Source organism: Pseudomonas sp. UTLPPB19802, assembly GCF_059730225.1.
The window spans coordinates 328,006-347,645 of record NZ_AP048545.1; the positions used below are offsets into that span (position 1 = coordinate 328,006).

General features: G+C 63.9%; 14 protein-coding genes and 2 pseudogenes. 3 read left to right on the plus strand and 13 right to left on the minus strand.

Going from position 1 to position 19,640, the window contains the following annotated elements; translation table 11 throughout:
- Positions 1–2: 2 nt before the first annotated feature.
- The 7 genes from AC6I6U_RS01430 to hutC form a co-directional block, all read right to left on the minus strand.
- Entirely contained in the window at positions 3–833 is an 831-nt protein-coding gene (locus AC6I6U_RS01430) for a quaternary amine ABC transporter ATP-binding protein (protein WP_497880315.1), read from the minus strand.
- Positions 830–1,681: an ABC transporter permease gene (locus AC6I6U_RS01435; protein ID WP_497880316.1), complete on the minus strand. Its 852-nt coding sequence runs from the start codon at positions 1,679–1,681 to the stop codon at positions 830–832. The genes AC6I6U_RS01430 and AC6I6U_RS01435 overlap by 4 nt, the downstream gene beginning before the upstream one ends.
- A gap of 66 nt (positions 1,682–1,747) precedes the next feature.
- The gene (locus AC6I6U_RS01440; protein ID WP_497880317.1) at positions 1,748–2,716 is read right to left on the minus strand and encodes an ABC transporter substrate-binding protein; all 969 of its coding nucleotides are present in this window, start codon (positions 2,714–2,716) and stop codon (positions 1,748–1,750) included.
- Positions 2,717–2,818: 102 nt separating this feature from the next.
- Positions 2,819–4,291, minus strand: a complete 1,473-nt coding sequence (locus tag AC6I6U_RS01445) for a purine-cytosine permease family protein (RefSeq protein WP_497880318.1) — start codon at positions 4,289–4,291, stop codon at positions 2,819–2,821.
- A gap of 93 nt (positions 4,292–4,384) precedes the next feature.
- The gene (hutU, locus tag AC6I6U_RS01450) at positions 4,385–6,085 is read right to left on the minus strand and encodes a urocanate hydratase (protein WP_497880319.1); all 1,701 of its coding nucleotides are present in this window, start codon (positions 6,083–6,085) and stop codon (positions 4,385–4,387) included.
- 446 nt (positions 6,086–6,531) lie between these two features.
- Positions 6,532–7,110, minus strand: a complete 579-nt coding sequence (locus AC6I6U_RS01455; protein ID WP_497880320.1) for a HutD/Ves family protein — start codon at positions 7,108–7,110, stop codon at positions 6,532–6,534.
- Positions 7,107–7,817 (minus strand): histidine utilization transcriptional repressor HutC, encoded by a 711-nt coding sequence (gene hutC, locus AC6I6U_RS01460; RefSeq protein ID WP_497882963.1) that lies wholly within the window; start codon positions 7,815–7,817, stop codon positions 7,107–7,109. Before hutC ends, AC6I6U_RS01455 begins: the two co-directional genes overlap by 4 nt.
- A gap of 192 nt (positions 7,818–8,009) precedes the next feature.
- On the opposite strand from hutC, the gene AC6I6U_RS01465 reads away from it, so the two are divergent.
- Positions 8,010–9,374, plus strand: a complete 1,365-nt coding sequence (locus AC6I6U_RS01465) for a formimidoylglutamate deiminase (protein WP_497880321.1) — start codon at positions 8,010–8,012, stop codon at positions 9,372–9,374.
- Positions 9,375–9,442: 68 nt separating this feature from the next.
- On the opposite strand, the gene AC6I6U_RS01470 is transcribed toward AC6I6U_RS01465, so the two are convergent.
- Together AC6I6U_RS01470 and AC6I6U_RS01475 are read right to left on the minus strand one after the other, a co-directional pair.
- A complete protein-coding gene (locus tag AC6I6U_RS01470; RefSeq protein WP_497880322.1) occupies positions 9,443–10,000 on the minus strand; it encodes a lipocalin family protein in 558 nt (185 codons plus the stop codon).
- A 30-nt stretch (positions 10,001–10,030) separates the two neighbouring features.
- Positions 10,031–10,285, minus strand: a complete 255-nt coding sequence (locus AC6I6U_RS01475; protein ID WP_017903223.1) for a hypothetical protein — start codon at positions 10,283–10,285, stop codon at positions 10,031–10,033.
- 272 nt (positions 10,286–10,557) lie between these two features.
- Between AC6I6U_RS01475 and AC6I6U_RS01480 the strand changes: the two are divergent.
- Both AC6I6U_RS01480 and AC6I6U_RS01485 read left to right on the plus strand, forming a co-directional pair.
- Positions 10,558–11,592 (plus strand): annotated as a pseudogene (locus AC6I6U_RS01480) (HAMP domain-containing protein); the annotation flags it as partial.
- A 93-nt stretch (positions 11,593–11,685) separates the two neighbouring features.
- Positions 11,686–12,450, plus strand: a complete 765-nt coding sequence (locus tag AC6I6U_RS01485; RefSeq protein WP_497882964.1) for a methyl-accepting chemotaxis protein — start codon at positions 11,686–11,688, stop codon at positions 12,448–12,450.
- A gap of 139 nt (positions 12,451–12,589) precedes the next feature.
- Here AC6I6U_RS01485 and AC6I6U_RS01490 read toward each other — a convergent pair.
- The 4 genes and pseudogenes from AC6I6U_RS01490 to AC6I6U_RS01505 all read right to left on the minus strand — a co-directional run bounded on the left by AC6I6U_RS01490 (position 12,590) and on the right by AC6I6U_RS01505 (position 19,475).
- A pseudogene (locus AC6I6U_RS01490) lies at positions 12,590–13,193 on the minus strand (DUF924 family protein).
- A gap of 4 nt (positions 13,194–13,197) precedes the next feature.
- The gene (locus tag AC6I6U_RS01495) at positions 13,198–14,208 is read right to left on the minus strand and encodes a class 1 fructose-bisphosphatase (RefSeq protein ID WP_497880323.1); all 1,011 of its coding nucleotides are present in this window, start codon (positions 14,206–14,208) and stop codon (positions 13,198–13,200) included.
- A gap of 294 nt (positions 14,209–14,502) precedes the next feature.
- Positions 14,503–15,867 (minus strand): DUF3999 domain-containing protein, encoded by a 1,365-nt coding sequence (locus tag AC6I6U_RS01500; protein WP_497880324.1) that lies wholly within the window; start codon positions 15,865–15,867, stop codon positions 14,503–14,505.
- Positions 15,864–19,475, minus strand: coding sequence for a DUF2339 domain-containing protein (locus AC6I6U_RS01505; protein ID WP_497880325.1), 3,612 nt, complete (start codon positions 19,473–19,475; stop codon positions 15,864–15,866). The genes AC6I6U_RS01500 and AC6I6U_RS01505 overlap by 4 nt, the downstream gene beginning before the upstream one ends.
- Positions 19,476–19,640 lie beyond the last annotated feature (165 nt).

The window sequence follows — 19,640 nt, forward strand, 5'->3', positions numbered from 1 at the left end:
CCTCATACGGTCGCAGCCCGCCGCTGGACGAACCGGTCCACGTACTCATCCGCCGGCGAATGCAGGATTTCCCGGGGCGTACCGACCTGGATCAGCCGGCCATCCTTGAGAATCGCGATCCGGTTGCCGATGCGCACCGCCTCGTCGAGGTCGTGGGTAATGAACACGATGGTCTTGTGCAGGGTCTTCTGCAGCTCAAGCAGTTGGTCCTGCATCTCGGCGCGGATCAGCGGGTCGAGGGCACTGAAGGCCTCGTCCATCAGGATGATGTCGGTATCCGCCGCCAGGGCCCGGGCCAGGCCGACGCGCTGGCGCATGCCGCCCGACAGCTGGTGCGGGTACTTCTTCTCGTAGCCCTTGAGGCCCACGGTGTTGATCCAGTGCTGCGCGCGCTCTGCGCACAACTGCTTGCTCTCGCCACGCACCTTGAGGCCATAGGCGACGTTGTCCTGCACGGTCTTGTGGGGCAGCAGGCCGAAACTCTGGAACACCATGCTGATCTTGTGCCGGCGAAATTCGCGCAGGGCATCCATGTCGTGCTGCAGGATGTCCACGCCATCGACCAGGATCGCGCCGCTGGTGGGATCGATCAGGCGGTTGAAATGGCGCACCAGGGTCGACTTGCCGGAACCCGAAAGCCCCATGATCACGAAGATCTCGCCGGTGCCGATGCTCAGGGACAGGTCGTTGACCCCGACCACGCAGCCGGTTTCGGCCAGCACCTGGTCCTTGGTCTTGCCCTGGCGGATCAGGTTCAGCGCGTCGTTGGAGCGCGAACCGAAGATCTTGAAGACGTTCTTGACTTCGATCTTGCTGACGATGGAATCAGTCATTTGCTCACCTCATGGCGCGGACGACCGTAGGCCTGGGTAATGCGGTCGATGACCACGGCGAGAATCACGATGGCCAGCCCCGCTTCGAGGCCACGCCCGACGTTCAGGGTCTGGATGCCCACCAGCACGTCTTCGCCCAGGCCACGGGCACCGATCATCGAGGCGATCACCACCATCGACAGGGCCATCATGGTGGTCTGGTTGATCCCGGCCATGATGCTCGGCAGGGCCAGCGGCAGTTGCACGCCGAACAATTGCTGCCAGCGGTTGGCACCAAAGGCGTTGATCGCCTCCATCACCTCGCCATCCACCTGGCGGATGCCCAGGTCGGTCAGACGGATCAGCGGCGGCGCGGCGTAGATCACCGTGGCGAAGATCGCCGGAACCTTGCCCAGGCCGAACAGCATCAGCACCGGAATCAGGTACACGAAGCTGGGCATGGTCTGCATGATGTCCAAGAGTGGCATCAGCACCGAGCGCAGGCGGTTGCTGCGCGCCGACAGGATGCCCAGCGGAATCCCGATCAGCACCGAGATCAGCGTCGCCACCAGCATCAACGCCAGGGTCTGCATCAGCTTGTCCCACAGGCCGACCGCGCCCACCAGGAACAGCAGGCCGACGATCACCACGGTCGTCACTACCTTGCGGGTGGCGTGCCAGGCGATACCGCCGACAATGGCCAGCATCAGCCACCACGGCATCATGCGCAGCAGGCCTTCCAGGTTGACGATGGCCCACAGCAGGGTGTCGGAGATGTGGCGGAACACATCGCCGTAGTTGGTCACCAGCGAATCGACCCAACCGTTGACCCAGTCGGCGATGGAAAACGTGAAATTCTCGGGAAACATTGGAAACTCTCGATCAAGTGGATGTAGCGTCCCGGCCAGCCTCTCGGTTAACCGGGAGGAATCGACCTACAGAGCCGCGTTGATTTTCTTGGCAGCGTCAGCGCTGACCCAAGCCTGCCAGACCTCAGGGTGTTCCTTGAGGAAGATTTTCGCCAACTTCGGCGATTCGATCCGCTCCTTGGTCATGCGCCCCAGGTTCTGGTTCAGCAGGTCGATCGGCAAGTTGGCCTTCTCCAGCACGGCGACCAGCTCAGGTGCTTCGTCGTGGAAGGTCTTGGACAGACCGACCTTGATGCTCACACTCTTGTCGACACCCGGCTTTTCGTCCAGCTTGATCAGGTCGACCTGGCCCATCAGCGGCGTCGGCGACCAGTAGTAGAACAGGATCGGCTCGCCACGCTTGTAGCTCGACAGCACTGCGGCATCCAGAGCCGGCCCGGTACCAGGCCGGAAGTTGGTGTAGGAGTTTTCCAGGCCGTAGCTCTTGAGCATCTCGCTGTTGTCCAGCTCGCAGGTCCAGCCGGCCGGGCAGTTGTAGAAACGGCCCTTGGCGGGTTCTTCCGGGTCCTTGAACACGGTGGCGTACTGCGCCAGGTCGGCGATGTTCTTCAGGTTCGGCGCCTTGGCTTCGAGCTTGCGCTTGGCGTCACCCTCGACCACATAGCGCGGCACGTACCAGCCCTCGATGGCGCCGACCACCGGCGCACCGACGCCGACGACCTTGCCGGCCTTCTCGGCCTTGTTCCAGACCTCGCTGCGGCCGACCCATTCCTCGGCAAAGACCTGGATATCGTTGGTGCTCAGGGCGTTCTCCATGGTGATGGAGTTGCCCGGCAGGCTGTCGGTCTTGCAGTCGTAGCCCTTTTCCAGGACGAACTGCAGGACGTCGGTCAGCAACATGCCGCTTTCCCAATTGAGGCCCGCGAACTTCACCGGCTTGCCGGACTCGCACCAGCCGGCAGCCTGGCTTGCGCCGGCAGCGGTCAACAGGCCGAGGGACAACGCCGTGGTCAGCAGGGTCTTTTTCATTTTCATTATGTGACGCTCCTAATCATGAATGGGTTAACGGCAGTCAAGAGGCATCCGGCCCGGTTGGCCCGCGAGGGGCCCTGTCCACGTGTTGCTCAGGCTCGGTATTCAGGCCACCGACGACGGCTGGACCCGGCCACTGGCCTTGGGTACTGCGACCTCGCCCTGCTCTGGCGGCAGGATCAAATGATCAGGAACCGCACCGTGCCACTTCTTCGCAGCGAAGTAGTACAGCGCTGCCGGAACCACCAGGCCGATGATCCAGGAGATATCGGTATCGCCCAGGCTCGCCACCAGTGGGCCGGTGTAGAAATGCGTGGAGATGAACGGCATCTGGATCAGCACGCCGAACACATAGATGCTGATGCCCAGGATGTTCCAGCGGCCGTAGCGACCATTGGGATCGGACAGCGCGGGAATGTCATAGCGTTCCTTGGTGATGCAGTAGAAATCGACCAGGTTGATCGCGCTCCACGGCGTGAAGAACGCCAGCAGGAACAGGATGAACGCGGAGAATTCCTTGAGGAACGAATCCTTGCCCAGCAGCGCCAGGGCCGCCGCGAGGCTGACCATGATGAAGATGTACAGCAGGCGCACGCCGCTGCCGATATGGCGGTTGCCACGAAAGCCGCTGATGATGGTGGCGATCGACATGAAGCTGCCGTAGGCATTGAGCGTGGTCACGGTGACCTTGCCGAAGGCCACGGCGAAATACAGCGCCGCCGCGATTACCCCGGTGCCACCGAGGCTGACGATGAACGACACCTCGTGGTGGGCGAACTGCGAACCGGCCAGGGCCGCCGCGAATACCCCGAAGACCATCGACGCCTGGGAGCCGATCACCGAACCGAGGCCCACGGCCCAGAAGGTTTTCGACGCCGAGGTGCTGCGCGGCAGGTAACGCGAGTAGTCCGCCACATAGGGGCCGAAGGCGATCTGCCAGGACGCCGACAGCGACACCGCCAGCAGGAAGCTCGCCAGGGAGAAATGCTTGTTGTCCAGCAAGGCGGAAACGTCGTTGCCGGCCAGCAGCTTGTAGAACAGATAGATGAAGGCGATCACCCCCAGCACGCTGGCAACCCGGCCGATGCCGTGGATCACCCGGTAGCCGAAGATGGTGAAGACCAGGATCGACGCAGCGAACAGCACGATGCCGACCCAATCCTCGACGTGCAGCAGTTGCGCCACCGCCTGCCCGGCCAACAGCGAACCGCTGGCCGAGAAGCCGATATACATCAGGCACACCAGCACCAGCGGGATCACCGCGCCGTAGACACCGAACTGCACGCGGCTGGAAATCATCTGCGGCAGGCCCAGTTGCGGCCCCTGCGCGGCATGCAGCGCCATCACCCCGCCGCCGAGCAGTTGCCCGAGCAGCAGGCCGACCAGCGACCAGTAGACATCGCCGCCCAGCACCACGGCGAGCGCGCCGGTGACGATCGCGGTGATCTGCAGGTTGGCACCCAACCACAGGGTGAACTGACTGAGTAGACGACCGTGTCTTTCCGCCTCCGGGATGTAGTCGATCGAACGCCTTTCGATCAACGGCTTGGGGTTCGCACGATCATTTGAAACAGCCATTTATTGTTCAACCTCTGTGGATTGTTTTCGGTGTTTGGCCTTCAGAAACCTTGCGGAACTTGGCTCCCACAAGGTTTTTCTCCTCGCGGAGCCTTATTTGCCGGTGATCATCGGCAGGTTCAGGCCCTGTTCCTTCGCGCAGTCGATCGCGATCTGGTAGCCGGCATCGGCGTGACGCATGACACCGGTCGCCGGGTCGTTGTGCAGTACCCGGGCAATACGCTCAGCCGCTTCGTCGGTGCCGTCGCAGACGATGACCATGCCCGAGTGCTGCGAGAAGCCCATGCCGACGCCGCCGCCGTGGTGCAGGGACACCCAGGTCGCGCCGCTGGCGGTGTTGAGCAGGGCGTTGAGCAGCGGCCAGTCGGAGACGGCATCGGAACCGTCCTGCATCGACTCGGTTTCACGGTTGGGGCTGGCAACCGAGCCGGAGTCCAGGTGGTCGCGGCCGATCACGATCGGCGCCGACAGCTCGCCGCTACGCACCATTTCGTTGAACGCCAGGCCGAGCTTGGCGCGCAGGCCCAGGCCGACCCAGCAGATACGCGCCGGCAGGCCCTGGAAGCTGATGCGCTCGCGGGCCATGTCCAGCCAGTTGTGCAGGTGGGCGTCGTCCGGAATCAGTTCCTTGACCTTGGCGTCGGTCTTGTAGATGTCCTGCGGATCACCCGACAGCGCGGCCCAGCGGAATGGCCCAATACCACGACAAAACAGCGGACGGATGTAGGCCGGGACGAAACCGGGGAAGTCGAAGGCGTTCTCGACGCCCTCTTCCTGGGCCATCTGGCGGATGTTGTTGCCGTAGTCGAAGGTCGGGATGCCCTGTTTCTGGAACGCCAGCATCGCCTTGACGTGCACCGCCATCGATTGCTTGGCGGCCTTGACCACGGCTGCCGGCTCGGTCAGGGCGCGGGCGCGGTACTCTTCCCAGGTCCAGCCGGCCGGCAGGTAGCCGTTGAGCGGGTCGTGGGCGCTGGTCTGGTCGGTGACCATGTCCGGCCGCACACCGCGACGGACCAGTTCCGGAAGTATCTCGGCGGCGTTGCCGCACAGGGCGATGGAGATCGCCTTGCCTTCGGCGGTGTACTTGGCGATACGGGCCAGGGCGTCATCGAGGTCCTTGGCCTGCTCGTCGACGTAGCGGGTGTTGAGGCGGAAGTCGATGCTGGTCTGCTGGCACTCGATGTTCAGCGAGCAGGCACCGGCCAGGGTCGCGGCCAGTGGCTGGGCACCGCCCATGCCGCCCAGGCCGGCGGTCAGGACCCAGCGGCCCTTGAGATTGTTGTCGTAATGCTGGCGACCGGCTTCGACAAAGGTTTCATAGGTGCCCTGGACGATGCCCTGGCTGCCGATGTAGATCCAACTGCCGGCGGTCATCTGGCCGTACATGGCCAGGCCCTTGGCATCCAGTTCGTTGAAGTGTTCCCAGGTGGCCCAGTGCGGCACCAGGTTGGAGTTGGCGATCAGCACGCGCGGGGCGTTGCTGTGGGTCTTGAACACGCCGACCGGCTTGCCGGATTGCACCAGCAGGGTCTCGTCGTCATTCAGGTTGGTCAGGCTCTCGACGATCTTGTCGTAGCATTCCCAGTTGCGCGCGGCGCGACCGATACCACCGTAGACCACCAGCTCCTTGGGGTTCTCGGCCACTTGTGGGTCGAGGTTGTTCATCAGCATCCGCAGTGGTGCTTCGGTCAGCCAGCTCTTGGCGGTCAGCTTGTTGCCACGGGCGGCACGGATTTCGACGTCACGGCGCTTGGTGAAGGTGGCGGTAGGTTTCTGGCTATTCTCAGTCACGAAAAAACTCCTCTGCGATCGTCCGAACCCACCCAGGCAGTGGGCAAGCGAGCTTGCGGCGGATACCCCATCACAAGCGGAAAAATGAGTGGGTGCGTAACGGCTCCCTGGCTACTCATACGCACACATATTTACTTGTACATACAAGCATATGCAATCAAGCGGCCAACTTGAGAAACGTGCACTGAAGAATTTCTCAGAATAGTCGGCAAGGGCCGTGGGACAGGGCTTGGAGCGGAAATCGAATTTGTAGGACGAAGCGCTGCTGTCCGTAGGAGGCTGTTACCGAGAGAGGGTTTTGCGCCAGGCTGGGGCGTTCGGTAACAAAATGGTGCGCATTGGGATGCACACTAAAAGGAGCGAACGAACACAACCCTATGGAAGCCGGCGATCCGGCTCCAACAGGGACAAGGAAGCTCTTGAGAATGGGGTTGGATACAGCAGAATCAGGCAGGAATCAGCTCAATCACACAGCAACGGCCGGTCACCGCCACTTCCTGCAGCCCGACGTTACCTTCCAGCCGCAGGCAGTCATGCCGGCCGAGCACTTCGTAACCATTGTCGGCCAGGCCGACATGCAACTGGTCGCTGACACTGAAGATCAGCAGCACCGCCGCCGAAGTGAAGAACCGCTTCGGCTGCGCAGCATCCAGCCATTGCAGGCGGGCGCTGTAGCGGTCCGGGGCGTAGATCAGGTTGAAGTCACGGATCGGCCCGTCGAGCAGCGTGCAACCGACCTGGCTCGCGCCGTTGAAGGCGAATGGGTCCAGCGGCAGCAACGCACGGGTGCGCTGACCATCGACCTGCAGGGTCATGCCCGCGCCCTGCAGCACGGTAATGATCCGCTCGTAGCCGGCAAAACTGGAAAAACCGCCCGATTCGCCGATGTCGGCAATCGACAGGCGCCAGCCGAAACCGTCCAGGCCCTCGCCTTCGTCGCGGGTGATCTCTTCGGTGCTGCCACCGCCGTTTTTCCACGGCATGCGCGGGTAGTCCGCGGCGCGCAAGACTTTCAGTGCACTCATTTGGTAAAGCGTCCTTCCAGGCGATGACGGGAACCGGGGTGGATCAACCGGGCGGCCGTCACCGGCTGGCGACCGGACCAGGTCCGCCGACGGATCATCAGGCACGGCTCGCCCGGCTCGATCTGCAGCAACTGGCATTCGGTGGCGTCGGCGAGAATGGCCTCGACCACATGCTCGCCCTCGGTGAGCGGCGCAACCTGGGACAGGTAGGCGTAGGGCGTCTGCAGGGTGAAGTCCTGTTTGAGGTAATCCGGCGCCACCTGTGCATTGACGAAACGATCCTCGATCTGCACCGGGACATCGTTCTCGAAATGCACGATCAGCGAATGGAAGACCTTCTGCCCCTCGCGCATGTCCAGGGCCACGGCACGCTCGGAACCAGCGGTTTCCTCGCCGAGGGTGATGATCTTGCAGGTGTGGCGATGACCGCGCGAGGCGATCTCGTCGGCAATGTTATGCACCTCGAACAGCGCCGACTGGGTCTTTGGCTCGGCGACGAAGGTACCGACACCCTGCATGCGCACCAGCAGCCCTTCGGCAGTCATTTCCCGCAGGGCACGGTTGATGGTCATGCGGCTGTAGCCCAGTTGCTCCACCAACTCGCTCTCGGACGGCACGCGATAGTGCGGCGGCCAGTTTCCGCTGTCGATCTGCTGGGTGATCATCTGTTTGACGCGGGCATATAACGGCGCCGGACTTTCGCCCATTTGGGCAGCCAGCGGGTTGTTGGCAGGCGGAGTCGGCACGGGAAATCCTTTGTTCGGTTCTAGGGGTGACTGGCGTCTTGTCACGCAGATGGCACAGCATCCGCACGACAGGATACCAGCTTGCCGGAGTTTACCGGGCGCGCAAACGTCTGTATATGTATATACAAATAAGACACGATGAGGTTTTGAACCATGTCCGCCTTCTTTGCCGAACGCGCGCTACTGCCTAGTGGATGGGCCAAAAACGTACTGCTCGAAGTCGACGCCCAAGGCGTACTGACCCGGGTCGAGGCCAATGCCGCTGCGCAGGCTGCCGAACGGCTGGGCGGCCCACTGTTGCCAGGCATGCCGAACCTGCACTCCCACGCCTTCCAACGAGCGATGGCCGGGCTGGCGGAAGTGGCCGGCAACCCGAACGACAGCTTCTGGACCTGGCGCGACCTGATGTACCGGCTGGTGGGCAAGATCAGCCCGGAACAGCTGGGCATCATCGCCCGCCAGCTCTACATCGAGATGCTCAAGGCCGGCTACACCTCGGTGGCCGAATTCCACTATGTGCACCACGACACCACCGGCCAGGCCTACGCAGACCCGGCCGAACTGGCCCTGCGCATCAGCCAGGCCGCCACGGACGCCGGCATTGGCCTGACCCTGCTGCCGGTGCTCTACAGCCACTCCGGGTTTGGCGGCCAGGCCCCCAACGACGGCCAGCGGCGCTTCATCAACAGCACCGAAAACTACCTGAAGCTGCAGGCGCGCCTGCAGCCGTTGCTGGCCAGCCAGCCAAGTCAGGCCCTGGGTTTGTGCTTCCATTCGCTACGGGCGGTGACTCCCCGGCAGATCAGCGAAGTACTGGCCGCCAGCGACCGGCACTGCCCGGTGCACATCCATATCGCAGAACAGCAGAAGGAAGTCGACGACTGCCTGGGCTGGAGCGGCAAACGTCCGTTGCAGTGGCTTTACGACAATATCGAAGTGGACCAGCGCTGGTGCCTGGTGCATGCCACCCATGCCGACACCGAGGAAGTCAGCCGCATCGCCCGCAGCCGAGCGATCGCCGGGCTGTGCCTGACCACCGAGGCCAACCTCGGCGACGGGATTTTCCCGGCGGTGGACTTTCTCGCCCAGGGCGGACGCCTGGGTATCGGCTCCGACAGCCATGTGTCGCTGAGTGTGGTCGAGGAACTGCGCTGGCTGGAATATGGCCAGCGCCTGCGCGACCAGCGGCGTAACCGCCTTTATCGGGCCGATCAACCGATGGTCGGGCGCACCCTGTTCGACGCGGCCCTGGACGGCGGTACACAGGCGCTCGGACAGGCGATCGGTGGCCTGGAAGTGGGCAAGCGTGCCGACTGGCTGGTACTCGACGGCAATGATCCGTACCTGGCGACCGCCGAGGGCGACGGCATTCTCAACCGCTGGCTGTTCGCTGGTGGTGATCGCCAGGTGCGCGATGTGATGGTCAATGGCCAATGGGTGGTGCGCGGTGGCCGGCATGCGGGAGAGGAAGAAAGCGCGCGGGCATTTGCCCAGGTATTGCGCGAATTGCTGAACTGACGCCAGGCGCGCTGTTCCGTGGGAGCCGGCATGCCGGCTCCTGCAATGAATTGCACCAACCCGTCAGATCAGTGGGGCATCTTCGAATCCGGTGTACGCCAGATCAGTCGAGTGGTGTCATACCCCTGCTGCCGCGCCCTGCTCAGCAGGTCCTCGCGGGTGTCGGCACTCATCTTGGCACTGCGCGACAACAGCCACAGGTAGCGCCGGCTCGGGTCGCCGACAATCGCGTTGTGGTAGTCATCGCTGACGTAGAGTATCCAGTAGTTACCCTTGGCCACGCCCGGCAACAACGCGGTGAACCAGTTGTCGAAGCGCACCCAGAGCTTATCGGTCTGCCCCGCGACCTGCGGCGTCGCGGTGCCCTTGGCTTCTTCCCACTTCCAGTCCTCGGTCAGGCAGCGGTTGAACACTGCCATCTTGCCATCGGGCATCAGGCTGTAACGGGCTTCGGACTGCGCACAGTTGCGCTGGAAATACATTGGCATCCGCGCCATTTCGTACCAGGTGCCCTGGTAACGCTTGAGGTCGACGTGACCTGCGGTCTTGGGCGCCAGATCGTCGCCTGACGTAGCGCAACCGGCCAGCAACAAACCGGCCAAAAGAGTAACCACTAAACGCAACATTCTTCTTCTCCCGAGGGACTGCTCCCCGGTTTACTTCAGGCCTTGCCCGGAAAACATCAGGACTTTGTCACCGGCGTACTGCACGCTGATAAAGCTGTTCTTGTCGCCCCAGGTACAACTGGACATGCCCAGCGCGCCCGAGCAATCGGAAGGCGAACCGAGCAACGCCTCGACTTCGGCCTTGGGCATGCCCGTGGACAGCTTCGAGTAGTTTGCCTGGTTGACCTTGCTGCACGCGGCCAACAGCACGCAGAACGACAACAGAGCGAGAGAGCGCAGCGACATGGGAAGAAACTCCTGGGAACGAATGAGGTCGACACGGGGCCTACCGCAAGCTTAGAAGAGAAAACCGCCATCTGGTTCCCGAGCCTACGACCTTTTCTTACAGGGCTTTCCTTTGCAGATCAGCACTTTCTAGGAGCGGAACGGGTATTTCGTCGGCTTTACCGTCAAGAAACTAATCTTTAACAAGACTATGTCGAGATATAGAGGCGTGTTGCTATCAAACGTGGCAAATTGTCGCTTTCGTTGACCCGCCCTCTGCAGACAGCCATTTCATGACCAGAAACTTCAAATTCAGCCATAAGATTCTCCTGGCTGCGGCCCTCGTGGTCGCCGTGGCGTTCGCCTGCTTCATCCTGTTCAACGATTATCGCCAGCGCCAGGCGCTGTACAGCAGCACCCAGGCATCGATGCAGGAACTGGGCAGCCTGACTACCAGCAACATCCAGACCTGGCTGGAAAGCCGCATCCAGCTGCTGCAGTCGCTGTCGCAGCAGATCGCCGTGGACGGCAGCTCCGCCGACAGCCTCAAGCGTGCGGTGGGCCTACCCGCCTACACCAGCAACTTCCAACTGAGCTACTTCGGCAGCCAGGAAGGCGTGATGTTCTCGGTGCCGGCCGGCAACCGCCCCGCCGACTACGATCCGCGCGCCCGCGGCTGGTACAAGGCCGCCAACGGCGCCCAGCAGACCGTCGTCACCGAACCCTACATCGCCGCCTCGACGGGGAAGCTGGTGATCACCATCGCCACCCCCGTACAGCACGACGGCAAGTTCATCGGCGTGACCGGCGCGGACATCGACCTGGGCAGCGTCAGCGCCATCATCAACTCGCTGAACTTCGGCGGCCACGGCCATGCCTTCATCGTCAGCGCCGACGGCAAGATCCTGATTCACCCGGACAGCAAGCTGATCCTCAAGAACCTCGCCGAGGCCTATCCGGGCGACACGCCGAAGATCAGCCCCGGCCTGAAGGAAGTGACGGTGGGCGGCAAGGACCAGTTCATCTCCTTCACCCACGTCAACGGCGTACCTTCGGCCGACTGGTACGTGGCCCTGGTGCTGGATCAGGACACCGCCTTCTCGATGCTCAGCGAGTTCCGCACTTCGGCAATCGTCGCCATGGTGATCGCCGTGGTGATCATCATCGCCCTGCTGGGCATGCTGATCCGCGTGCTGATGCAGCCGCTGCACCTGATGGGCCGCGCCATGCACGACATCGCCGAAGGCGAAGGCGACCTGACCAAGCGCCTGACCATCCACGGCCACGACGAGTTCGGCACTCTGGGCATGTCGTTCAACCGGTTCGTCGAACGTATCCACACCTCGATCCGCGAAGTGGCCTCGGCCACCGGCCAGGTCAACGAAGTTGCCCTGCGGGTGGTCAGCGCCTCCAACTCGTCGATGTTCAACTCCGACCAGCAGGCCAGCCGCACCAGCAGCGTCGCCGCAGCGATCAACCAGCTCGGCGCCGCAGCCCAGGAAATCGCCCAGAACGCCGCCCTCGCCTCGCAGCATTCGAGCGATGCACGCAACCTTGCCGAAGATGGCCAGCAGGTGGTCGACAAGACCATCGTCGCGATGCAGCAACTGTCGGCGCAGATCAGCGACTCCTGCAGAAACATCGAGACCCTGAACAGCAACACGGTGAACATCGGCCAGATCCTCGAAGTGATCACCAGCATTTCCCAGCAGACCAACCTGCTGGCGCTCAACGCCGCCATTGAGGCAGCGCGGGCCGGTGAGGCCGGGCGCGGGTTTGCCGTGGTCGCCGACGAAGTGCGCAACCTCGCCCACCGCACCCAGGATTCGGCGCAGCAGGTGCAGAAGATGATCGAGGAACTGCAGGTTGGCGCCCGTGCGGCGGTGACCATCATGACCGACAGCCAGCGCCAGAGCGAAAGCAGCGTCGGCATCGCCAACCAGGCCGGCGAACGGCTAGGCAGCGTGACCCAGCGGATCGGCGAGATCGACGGCATGAACCAGTCGGTGGCGACCGCGACCGAGGAGCAGACCGCGGTGGTGGAGTCGATCAACGTTGACATCACCGAGATCAACACCCTCAACCAGGAAGGCGTGGAGAACCTGCAGGCGACCCTGCGCGCCTGTGCCGACCTGGAACAGCAGGCGACTCGCCTGAAGCATCTGGTGGGCAGTTTCCGGATCTGACTTTCACGGGGCCTGCGCTGACGCCTTCGCGGGCAAGCCCTGCTCCTACAGGTGTGCGTCGTACAGAAGAAGCAAGGTACGACGCTGAACTGTAGGAGCAGGGCTTGCCCGCGAAAACATCCTCAGCAACATAGAAAGTCTAGAAGCGTGAGCCCGGCTCGCGCAGAAAATGCCACTTCTTCAGCAGTGGACTCCCGCCCCAGGACAGCGTTGCGATGGGGAAACCGCCCGAACCGGGCAATGATCTTCTGATGCCGCTCGGCATAATCCAGCTGGCTGGCAAATACCTTCCGCTGCCCTTCCGGTTGCTCCCGCAGCAACGCCGCAAACCGCGACACAGCCTCGTTCTGCACCGCCAGATTCTCGCAATGCTCGAACACCAGATAGATAAAGGAACGCTGCATGGCCGGCAGTTGCCGGTCGAAATCAGCGGCAATCCCCTGCGCGACCAGCGCCTGGGCACGGGCATCACCGGAAAAGGCCTTGGGGGTATCGCGGAAGATCATCCGCGGCAGTTGATCGAGCAGCAGCACCACGGCCAGCCAACCTTGCGGACATTGCGTCCACTCGGCCAATCCGCCAGCCAGGGCCTGCTCGACCCAGGCCCCGAAGCGCTCATGCGCCTCGCGGTCCTGGCTGGCACGCTTGCCGAACCACAGCTTGCGCCTGTCAGCCTCGATCTCGTCGGGCTGTTCGGCTGAACCGAACCACCATTCGAGCAGGGACTGCCAGGGCGCAGCCATGGGTTTACTCCTGGTGGTAACCGGTGACCCGCTCCACTTCTTCCTTCGAGCCGAGGAACACCGCCACGCGCTGGTGCAGGCCTTCCGGCTGGATGTCGAGGATACGCTGGTGGCCGTCGGTGGAAGCGCCGCCCGCCTGCTCGATCAGGAAGGACATCGGGTTGGCTTCGTACATCAGGCGCAGCTTGCCCGGCTTGGACGGCTCGCGGCTGTCACGTGGGTACATGAACAGGCCACCACGGGTCAGGATGCGGTGTACGTCCGCGACCATCGCGGCAACCCAACGCATGTTGTAGTTCTTTTTCAGCGGACCGGTTTCACCGGCCAGCAACTCTTCGACGTAACGCTGTACCGGAGCTTCCCAGTGGCGCTGGTTGGACATGTTGATCGCGAACTCCTGGGTGGAGGCCGGGATGGTGATGTCTTCGTGGGTCAGCACGAAGCTGCCCATTTCGCGGTCCAGGGTGAAGCCCTTGACGCCGTCGCCCAGGGTCAGGATCAGCATGGTCTGCGGGCCGTAGATCGCGTAGCCGGCAGCGACCTGCTGGGTGCCTGGCTGCAGGAAGGCCTTTTCGTTCAGGGCTTCGTTCTGGCTCAGGTATTCGTTCGGGCAACGCAGTACGGAGAAGATGGTACCGACCGGGGCGTTGATGTCGATGTTCGACGAACCGTCCAATGGGTCGAAGACCAGCAGGTAGGCGCCTTTCGGGTATTTACCTGGGATCTGGTAGGCATTGTCCATTTCCTCGGACGCCATGCCGGCCAGGTGGCCGCCCCATTCGTTGGCTTCGAGCAGGATCTCGTTGGACAGCACGTCGAGTTTCTTCTGCACTTCGCCCTGCACGTTCTCGGTGCCCATGCTGCCGAGGACGCCACCCAGCGCGCCCTTGGAGACGGCATGGCTGATTTCCTTACAGGCGCGCGCGACCACCTCGATCAGGAAACGCAGATCGGCAGGCGTATTGTTGCTGCGGGTCTGCTCAATCAAATAGCGACTCAGGGTAACGCGGGACATGGATGACTCCGGAGAAAGGGGGCTTAAAAACCCGCGCAGTTTAACGCGAGTCGCGCTGCAAATCCTCATGCTCAGACACAGATGACGCATAGAGAGTTCACCGATCGGCTTCAGCGTAGTCCAAAAGCGCTACCGGGCGCCTGCGGTCAGGCGTTGATGACAGGCATACGGGCCCCTTCGCGGGCAAGCCCGCTCCCACAAGATGATTACCTTCCACCGTGGGAGCGGGCTTGCCCGCGAAGAGCCTTCCAGGGAAGGCATACAGAATGCCGCCACGGCACCATCAGCCGATCTTCAAGCCTGCGGCTTGCGCAGCAGGCTGAAAGCCATGCCGCCCAACGCCGCCACGCCCAGCAACAGCACTGCCCACAAGCCGATCTTCTTCCAGTCGGTCGTCGGCGCAGGCAAGGCCTGCGAGGCTTGCGGCGCAACCGCCTGCGCGGCACCCGGTGTCGCCTTGCCCAGCGAGGCCAGGCGCTGCGGGCTGTAGTCGGGAATCAGCGTCGACAGCGGCAGGTTCGCCGCGCCAACCGTCGCATTGCCCAACGCCAGGGAGAACGGCGCATTGCCACGAGCCAGGAACACCAACTGCGTCGGCCGCACGGCATAAGTCAGTGCCGGAGCCGTTGCCCCGAGCCCGCCGCCGCGCTCATCCACCACCAGCTTCAATTGCGCAACGGTGTAGCCGGACAGCTCCAGCGTGTTCTGCAGTACGTCCTGGCCACCCTGGGTCAGCCGATACAGCAGGCCACTGCCCAACTCCTGCCAGGCCTCATTGCTCGTGCGCCGGCCATACAGACGCACCGGCGCCAGGCTGTTGGGCTGGGCCATGTCGATGTGCACCTGCTCCAGGTTCAGGCCGGTCGGCAGGGCCCAGGTGTACTCGCCGGACTTGGCGGTGCTGCCCGCCAGTGGTTGCGACCACGCCAGCGGCGACGCCGACTGGCTGCTGGTACTGCTTACCAGTTGCGCCGCATTTAGCACCGGCGCCGATTGCGGCGACTGCCACAACAGCCGCAGGTAGCGCGCCGACTGCCCCGGCAAATTGACCTCACGCTGCTCGATACGCTCATCGGCAAAGGACAGCCGCGCCACCTGGCCATCGCCCCACGACTGCCAATGCTGCAAATCGTCACTGGCCTCGATGCTGAAACGCTGGAAGCCGTCGCGCTCGCTGGTCCAATCGAGCAGCAGTTGCTGCAACGGCGCCTTGATCGCACTGGCGTCGAGCAGCCAGCCACGCAGGACTTCCTCGCCGGCCTCCAGTTGGCTGGACGGTGTCACCTCGACCAGGGTACCGGAGGTGGTCGACTGCACCCGCACGCTCGGCGTCGCCTGGGGGGCATCGGCCGAGCTGAACAGCGGGAACCATTTCACGTCGGTCTGGCTGCGCTGCTGGGTCGATTGCGCCTGCTCCTGGAGCAAGGCGTAGGCCTGCGGTTCGCCCGCCGAGTTGAACACCCGGACGTCGTTCAACTCGGCCTGACGGGTCTGTGCCTGCAAGACCAATGGCAATTCCAGCCGGTACCAGGGACCTTCGCCGCTCAGTGTCAGGGGGACCTGGGTGCTGAAGTCAGCCGGCTTTTCCTGGGCCAGCAACGACGCGCTCAGGCACAGCAGCACCACGCCCAGGCAGCCTGGGCTCAACTTGCGAATCAAGACGACACTCCTTCAGTTTGCTTGTCGGCCGGCTCAGCCTCCGCGCGCTTGGGCGGCAGCGGTGCGAAATAGCCCACCACCAGCATCAGCACACCGACGCCGATGAATGAGACGATCCGCGCCAGCCCGCCACGGTTGCTCAGTTCGACGAAAAACAGCTTGGCAACCACCAGTGCGATCAGCCCGGCACCAATCAGCCAGACCTCGCGACGATGGCGCAGGTGGCCGCCGATCATCAGGCCCAGGGCGATCAGGCTCCAGGCGATCGACAGGCCGGCCTGCACCAGCATCGATGCCAGCAGCGCATCGAGTTCGAAATCCACGCCGCCCCAATGGTGCGCGGCCCGCATCACCAACGCCGTGACGAAGGCGAACAACGACAGGCCCGAGACCGCCTGCGCGGCCAACTCGGCATGGGCAGTGCGAACACCCAACCGGGGCACCGCAGTGCGCGACCAGATATAGAGGCTGCCCAGGGCGAACAACAGCCCCAATTCCAGCGGGTTGAGCAACGGCACATACGGCAGCGGCTCGGCGTGGCCGTCGCTGAAGCTGTTGGCCAGCCAGAACCAGCCGAGCATCAGCAGCGCCAGCGGCGCGGCGGCGTACAGGCGGTACTCGCGCGCATAGGCCGCGATCGGCCATGGCCATTCGCGCGGCGCGGCCATCAGCACCAGGTACAGGCTCGGCAGGATCGCGTAACCCAGCCAGCGCCAGGCATTGTAGTGTTCCGACAGCAACAGCAGGCCATAGCGCAGCTCCAGCGCCAGCACGCCGAGGATCAGCCAGCAACCCAGCACGTGGGCGACACTCAACACCCGCGCCGGCAACAGCGGCGCCAGCTTGCGCAACGACAGCAGGTGCACGGCAAACAGTGCCGGCCATACCAGCCAGCCGAAGTGCGCCGCCGGGTTGTAGAGTCGCGTCCAGTCCAGCAGCAGTATCAGCCCGGCCACCGGCACCAGCAGAGTGCACAGCAGCGCGAGGTCCGACCAGCGCAGGCGCAGGGCCAGCAATGCCCACAGCGCCACGCTGGCAGCAGCGATAGCCAGCATCCAGGTTGCCCAGGTCGCCGGCGCGGCAAACAGCATGATTTCACCAGCCCAGGCCAATACCCACCAGCCCGTGCCCCATACCAGCAACACCTGGGACAGGCGCCGCAGGCTCACGGCATCGAACACCGCCGGCTGGCTGTCCCGCTGCAGCCGCCAGGCGCCGACGAAAGCGGCCAGACCAAGCACCATCGGCGTCCAGAAACCGCTGTGGGCGAGCAGACGCACGCCGTCAGTGTCGAACGAGCCGAATTGGCCCAGCCCTTCGAGCAGGAACGCGCCACCACCGATCAGTTGCAGCAGCAGACCAAAGAGAAAGCTCAGGCGCTGGCGCAGGTATAGGCTCAGCCAGATGATCAGCAGGCCGCTGGCGGCCCAGACACCACTGGCCGTCGCCCACGGCAACACGAACAGCACCGCCAGATTGATCAGCATCAACCCGACCAGCAGCACCACCGACAGCCCGCGCAACAGCCGGGCGTCGTTGCGCACCATCTCGTCGCGCGCTGCCAGCAACATCCCGCCGATCAGCGACAGGCCGATCAGCGAGGCACTCATCAAGCCGCTCCAACCGGCACTGAACACCGCCGAGGACTCGCCCTCAGCACCCTGCAACCGCGCCAGGAACAACGCGCCGCCGAGCAACTGCACGGCAAAGGCGCTGAACAGGAACGCCCGCGATTGCAGGCGCAGGCCGGCAAACAGCGTCGCCAGCCCCGCCAGCGCCCAACTGATCGCCGTGCCCTGGCTCAGGAAAAACAGCGGAGCCAACAGGTAGAGGAACGCCAGGCCCAGGCAGGCCAGTACAGGAATGCCGCGCCGCTCCCACTCCGCCGCCTGCCCTGGGGCGGCCTGGCGCAGTTGCCAGAAGCTGAACAGCAGGGCCAGGCCCAGCAGCAGCGCGCCCAGCGGCGCGGCATCGAGCAGGCTGTGGTCGCCAACCTGCAAGGTACCGAGGAACGACAGTGCCGAGCCCAGTTGCAGCAACAGCGCGAAGACCCGCGCAAACGGGCGCTGCTGGCGCAGGCCCAGCCAGAACACACCCGCGCCTTCCACCGCCCAGGCCGCGGCCGTCCAGCGAGCGTCGAGGCCCAGCGGGATTGCCAGGCTGGCGAAAATCACCCCCAGCGCCAGGCAGGTTTCCGCCAGCAGCAGTGCCCGCCCCCCCATCAGCAGACGGGCCAGGCCCATGTAGATGATCCCCAGCGCCAGCGCGCTGAACGCGGCCGCGAATTCCAGGTGCTGGACCAGCGCGAACTGCAACCCGAAGCCCACCAGCGGCGGGCCGAACAGCATCGTGCCGTCGACATGGTCACCCTGGCGCGCCGACCAGCGCAGCAGCCCTTCGCGGCTGTCGTCTTCCGGCCCATCGGCCATCTCGCGCAGCTTGCGCCGGGCAAACAACAGGCCGATGGCCAGGTACATCAGGAAGAACAGCACCAGGAACGGCTCGGTGCTCCACAGCAGTTCCGGCTGATAGGAACGCAGGCCCCAGGCGAAGCCGATGCCGAAGGTGCCGACGAACCCGATCAGGTTGAGCAGGCGCCAGGCCTTGAACCAGGCGATCGCCAGGATGCCGCTGTTCAACAGGATGAAGTAGCTGAACAGGGCGACATGGTTGCCGGAGCCGGTGGAGGTCAGGATCGGCGCGGCAAAACCGCCCAGCGCCGCCGCCGCGGCCAGGCCGAGGGCGTCCTGGGTCACCGCGAGAATCGCCGAGAACACCGTGACCGCCACCAGCAGGCCGAGGGCTGCGGAAGGGTCGAGCAACGGATGCAGGCGCATCGCGGCAAAGACCGTCAGGTACAGCACCGCGATCCCCGTACCCTGCAGCATCAGGCCATAGTTGCTGTTGCGCAGGCGCAGCCACCAGCCCAGGCCGAGCAGGCCAAGGGCACAGCCGGCGACCCCGGCGTAACGCAGTTCGATCGGTACCACCATGCCTTCGGTGGCATAACGCAGCAGGAAGGCCAGGCCGAGGAACAGCAGCAGCACACCGACCCGCAGCACGGTATTGCCACCGAACAGCCAGTTGCGCGCGCCGGCCACAGCACGTTCGATCAGGTTCGGTTCGCGGGGGGTTGGCGGAGCCGATGGCTCGACCGCTTCGCGGGCAACCACCGCCTCCGGTGCCCAGGCATCGACTTCGGGTCGCTCGGCCTTGGGCTCGTTGCGCGGCGAGGGTTCCAGCAGATCCTGTGGGAGTTCCCAGATCAGTTCGGGTTCGGCGCGCAGCGCGCGGGGAGCCGGCTCCACAATCGGCTCGGCGGCCTCGGCCGGCGCAACGGAAGGTGTTCGCTCGACGGCGGCGGCAGGCGGCTCAGCCTTGGTGGCAGCGAAAACCTCCAGCTCACGCACCCGCTGCTCGATCATGGCCTGGGCCTGCTGGTTCTGCTGCAAGCGAGCCTCTTGACTGGAAACCAGGCGACCCAGCCCCCGCAGGCGGAACGCCTGGCCAATCACCAATCCGAGCAGGGCGCCCATCAGGGCGTCGAGGATGAGCTCATCGATCATCCAGCCTAGGGCCAACCCGACCAGCATCAGAATCCATTGCATGCACGATATCCCTACACGGCGTAACGGCAACACGCCCCCGCCTGCGGGAGCCGGCTTACTGGCGATAGCGGCGTGTCAGGCGACGAAGATGTCGACTGTCGGATCGCTATCGCCAGCAAGCCGGCTCCCACAGCGGAGCAGCGTGTCTTGGGGCAAGGCCCCGGC